Source organism: Ferroplasma sp. Type II (assembly GCF_000496155.1).
Genome location: NZ_KI542777.1, coordinates 1583 through 6807, shown reverse-complemented (window position 1 = coordinate 6807; position 5225 = coordinate 1583). Strand labels below are relative to the sequence as shown.

The 5225-nt window shown below is 36.3% G+C and carries 5 protein-coding genes and 1 CRISPR repeat array; of the genes, 1 reads left to right on the top strand and 4 read right to left on the bottom strand.

Features of this window, described 5'->3' with window-relative positions:
* Positions 1-31 precede the first annotated feature (31 nt).
* Positions 32-996: a CRISPR direct-repeat array (repeat unit 31 nt; unit sequence ATTAGAAATATATCCTATAAGGAATTGATAC).
* Between the two features lie 230 nt (positions 997-1226).
* The gene (locus AMDU4_RS11035; RefSeq protein ID WP_021788051.1) at positions 1227-2396 is read left to right on the top strand and encodes a TIGR04053 family radical SAM/SPASM domain-containing protein; all 1170 of its coding nucleotides are present in this window, start codon (positions 1227-1229) and stop codon (positions 2394-2396) included.
* Here the strand turns inward: AMDU4_RS11035 and AMDU4_RS11030 are convergent.
* From AMDU4_RS11030 to AMDU4_RS11015, 4 genes are all read right to left on the bottom strand, one after another.
* Entirely contained in the window at positions 2338-3060 is a 723-nt protein-coding gene (locus AMDU4_RS11030; protein ID WP_290705142.1) for a radical SAM protein, read from the bottom strand. The genes AMDU4_RS11035 and AMDU4_RS11030 overlap by 59 nt on opposite strands.
* Positions 3061-3194: 134 nt before the next feature.
* Positions 3195-3398: a hypothetical protein gene (locus AMDU4_RS11025; RefSeq protein ID WP_021788049.1), complete on the bottom strand. Its 204-nt coding sequence runs from the start codon at positions 3396-3398 to the stop codon at positions 3195-3197.
* Positions 3399-3439: 41 nt separating this feature from the next.
* Entirely contained in the window at positions 3440-4183 is a 744-nt protein-coding gene (gene cobJ, locus AMDU4_RS11020) for a precorrin-3B C(17)-methyltransferase (protein ID WP_021788048.1), read from the bottom strand.
* Positions 4184-4221: 38 nt separating this feature from the next.
* Complete coding sequence (locus AMDU4_RS11015; RefSeq protein WP_021788047.1) at positions 4222-5094, bottom strand: DUF929 family protein; 873 nt, start codon at positions 5092-5094, stop codon at positions 4222-4224.
* Positions 5095-5225 lie beyond the last annotated feature (131 nt).

Sequence of the window (5225 nt, the reverse complement as noted above, 5' to 3'; positions counted from 1 at the left end):
ACTGTATCGTCAGATGTATCTGGAGCTGCTAATTAGAAATATATCCTATAAGGAATTGATACACGGATCTGTACGAAATGATCCGTCAGGGGATCTTATTAGAAATATATCCTATAAGGAATTGATACTGTGTTATTGGTTATTCAGGAAGTGGGAAATCAACCATTAGAAATATATCCTATAAGGAATTGATACACGAATAGAGGAAATCGGTGATTTCAAGACTGAGGATTAGAAATATATCCTATAAGGAATTGATACTACGATATCACCCTATAATTTGACGTAATTCGTTATATTAGAAATATATCCTATAAGGAATTGATACTTGAAACCCTTTTGATTTCCAATAATCAAATTCAAATTAGAAATATATCCTATAAGGAATTGATACGTAAAAACTGTATCGTCAGATGTATCTGGAGCTGCTAATTAGAAATATATCCTATAAGGAATTGATACGATGATCGAGATTCTATTCAAAGGCGGGTTGAGGTAATTAGAAATATATCCTATAAGGAATTGATACGTTCCTGATTGAGAATTCTGATGATGTGGAATCCCAGATTAGAAATATATCCTATAAGGAATTGATACTAGAGGTATTTGTTCATGTATCCTGATTCACCATGATTAGAAATATATCCTATAAGGAATTGATACTACAAATTTGTCAAGAGAAACATGTCATATATGTTATTAGAAATATATCCTATAAGGAATTGATACTAGGGGGTCGTGAAATGACCTCACAATTCCTGAATATTAGAAATATATCCTATAAGGAATTGATACCTGGCGATCGGTGGTGAAATCGCCGAGAAGGTAATATTAGAAATATATCCTATAAGGAATTGATACCTTGATTATTTATCAATGAATATAAATTTTGAAAAGATTAGAAATATATCCTATAAGGAATTGATACCACCTAGAAGATGGAATAAGTTTTACCGGCAGGAAAAATTAGAAATATATCCTATAAGGAATTGATGAGGGTTTCTATAAATTCCAGGTTCGTGCAAATATAAAAATCTTCTTAGTCCCGAGAAATCAGCAATATGGTAAATGTTCACTTATCTAAACAGTTATTACAATTAAGTTTTAATGAGTTTTCAGAAATTGTCAGATATGTATCTTAACATCAATTATTTAGTCTCTTCCATTTTCACAAATATCTTCATACATTTTCATTATTCTATTATACAAACCCACATTTACCTGATATGATAGACTACAACCAGAAACCAATACTTATATTCTGGGAAACCACCAAGGCATGTGGCCTAGCATGCACACACTGTCGCGCCTCATCAATGGAGAACCCACTTCCAGACGAATTAACACATAATGAAGCTACTTTATTTATAAAATCAATTCAGAATTTTGGGAAGCCATACCCTGTTCTCATCCTTACCGGTGGTGATATGATGAGGCGTACTGGTCTAAACAACATTATCGAGACCGCCGAAAAATATGGAATACCCACATCAATAAGCCCAGCTGCCACAGATCTCCTGACACCAGAAAGAATAGATTATTTCAAATCTCACCATATCCTCTCAGCATCCCTGTCCCTGGATGGAGACCGAGATATGCATGACTGGCTTAGGGGTCCCGGTGTTTATGACAAAACCTTAGAACTCATAAACCTGTTTAATTTAAAACGTTTGAAACTCCAGATAAATTCGGTGGTAATGAAGAAGAATTTGGATCAGCTTCCTGAACTCCTAAAGCTTCTTATTGACAATAATGTAAAAACATGGGAAGTATTTTTCCTTATACAGACAGGGAGAGCAATTGATTCTGAGGATTTGACTCCTGAGGAATTCGAAGACATAAATCACTGGCTTCTGTTTGTCATGAATTACGGAATAGTGGTAAGGACAGTTGAATCACCAATCTTCAGGAGAATAATAGACCAGGGAAATGAAAATTATTCAGGGGAACTTTATCACAAACTTATAAGCAAAACTATAGATCTTCTGGGGCTACCGGAATCCAAAAATATACCCTCAAGGGTTTCTAACACTAGGGACGGAAATGGAATAATATTCGTGGCCTATAATGGTGATGTTTACCCCAGTGGTTTTCTTCCCTACAAACTTGGAAATATCAAGGAAAATTCTATAGTCGATATCTACAGGGACAACGAAACCCTCAAATTGTTAAGAAACAGCTCAAATCTTGGTGGGCTATGTGGAGCCTGCGAATGGGGTGATTCCTGTGGCGGTTCCAGGTCAAGGGCATATGCCCGCTATGGCGACATATTTGCACAGGATCCTGCATGCCTTTACTCTGATATCGGGGCACAACATACGTTAAATTATTCAGAGGTTAGTACAGTGATTCATCAACATTATAAATCACAACCGGAATGTCCAGGGAATCCTTAAGATTATCCCTGATTTCCGTAAATTCGCTGTTCCTTATTTCCATTCCATTTTCCATTAGAATTTCATGAAAATTATTATATTCTTTTATTGGAGAAATATATATTATGTCTCCCTTTGAATATTCAATAGATTTCAGAAATTTTACAGTATCCCTTACATGGTCTTTCCCAAATCCAGACATAACTATAAGCCCAACGTTAATTCCTGAATCCTGAATTTTTCCTATAAATTCACGTGCCATTTGAGTGTCCATTTTCTTGTTAAGCATTCTAAGTATACCCGGATTACCACTTTCTATACCAATGTATATCCTCTTTAGCCCCATTTCCCTCATCATTTTGAAATCTGTATTTCTCAATGGTGTGGTAAAGGCATCGGAAAATGCATAAAAGGGCATATGGAATTTTTCCCTGAAATAATCAAAATAATTATACAGCATATCAGAACTCATGGAAACTGCATTAGCATCTCCAAGAAATATCCCGTTCATGGATTCTATTGAATTCTTAAAAAATTCTCCTAACCTTTCAGCCTGTTCCCTAACCATAGAAAATGGCAATGGAGAATATTTTTGATCCTTATAGAGATTGCAGAATGAACATTTGTTCCATGGGCAACCTGCGGATATACGTAAATACAGTGAAAAGTACCGGTCAGGTGGCACTATAGGTATCTTTTCACCATAAATACCAACAAGGCCTGTACCTCTTTTTTTCAGAAACTCGTAGTCCTTTCTATGTTTTTTTAGAAATGGATACTCTGTGGAAACCAGTTCTATATCGCTGTAAAATGAATTTGCTATACCACGTTTCTCCTTTTCATCCAGAAGCCTTGCATTTCTCTTTCCATTAATGTACTTAATTCTATAAAATCATTCATTCTGGTTCTTCTATATGTTCTATCACCCAGGGAATAATAAATCATATCGGAATCCATATTCAGCGACAGTCTTCGCTCACCGATTTCAATCTTTACCACTCCTCTGGCTTCTTCAGCAAACACATGCCATTATTAATGGATTAATTAAATAGTTTTTTCAATTCCTAAATATCATATTTTTTATTATAGTTCCTGGGCGTTATCATATATTTTCCATAGACGTATGTGCTGGAATTGCCTATTACTACCAGCGTGAACATATCTATATTAAAGTTCAGGAAGTTTTCTAATGTTGATATTTCCACTTTTTGGCCATCCCTGTATGCGTTTTTGACGATTCCTACCGGTGTACTTTTATCTCTATATTCCAGCATGATTTCCCTGGCCTTTTTTATAAGTTCGGTTCGCCTTGAACTGACTGGATTGTATAGTGCCGTAACAAAATCCCCACTGCCTGCTGCATGGATCCTTTTTATTATTATATCCACCGGTGTAAGCCTGTCGCTCAGGCTTATGGAGCAGAAATCGTTCATAAAGGGGACACCAAGAAGTGACCCTGCGGAATTCAATGCTGTGATCCCGGGAATAATTTTAACATCAATATCATATTTATGGGCAGCGAGAATCTCAAAAACTATGCCGGCCATGCCGTATATACCAGAATCACCACTGGAAATTATAGATACATTTTTTCCTTGCATGACATAGTTTATCGCCCTGTTAGCCCTTTCCATTTCATCTGTGACAGAACCTGGAACAACGTTCCTGTTTTCAATAAATTTTTCTATTAACTCTATGTATTTGGCATATCCCATTATTATATCTGAATCCTCAAGGCTTTTTATTGCATCCTCTGTAATCTCTCCTCTATTTCCGGGTCCTATCCCTACTAGGTACAGTGTGGACATAACACCCTATAAAAACAGGGATAATATTTTTTGCTATCTTACTGGCTTTTTGCAAGATATCCCATAAAGGTGGATGCTGCTTTTGTTATATGGGTTGAACTCCCAAGATGAGACATGACATATTGTGGAGTATTAGGACTCCAGTGGCCAGGAGACGCAGACCCACTTCCAAGCACTCCTCCAGGTATAATAGCATACATAAACGCATTGAAGATGTAAGTTCCATGAGGACCGGTTATAAGAATGGTAGTTGTCAGGTGGCCCTTAAATGTAATATCACTTGAGTATTTGTTGAACATAGCTGCTACCTTTGCTGGATATGTACTATTTATAAGTGAAAGCCCGTATGACACCAGGGATTCGTTGATGGGCTTATTTCCCACAGTTCCACTCATGGTCTCATTGTACATGTAAAGGGGATAGAAGGTAGATTTATGCCCTGAGGCAGTAAATGTGAAATTTCCCTTAAATAAAAGTCCCGGTTGACCAGTGGTAGAGCTAGAATAAATATCCGCTGGATCTGCAGTATGTAATTCCACATGGCTAGATATATTTGTTGTTGAGTTAATCCCATAATACAGTGCCCAGGAATCTGAGGCTCCTATGGGGCATCCTATCCATGAAAGGAAAAACACTGCTGAACTTCCATTGGAAAGGAGGTCTCCCTGTGATACCTTATAATATTTACCCGCAGTGATTTTTGCTGGAGGAGCGAAAAATGGATTCAATACTGCCAGCACAACTATGACAACTATTATGACTGCCATTATAGCTGTTAATAAAAAATTCCTTGTTTTAAAGAATCCTGTATAGTTCGGTTTATTTTTTTCCTTGTTTTTTCCCCGGATTATTGCTTTTCTTGTTTGCCATTTTAATCTTACAATCAAAAGTCCTTTATCAATTTTTCGCACAGTGCAAATGTATTTTTTAATAACAAACAATATATTATAAAACGCTATTATTTATCATGGCTATCGAAAATAATCTGGCTGAATTTATAAGTGGCGTATCCTATGAGAACATAGGAGAAGACGAAAACAGA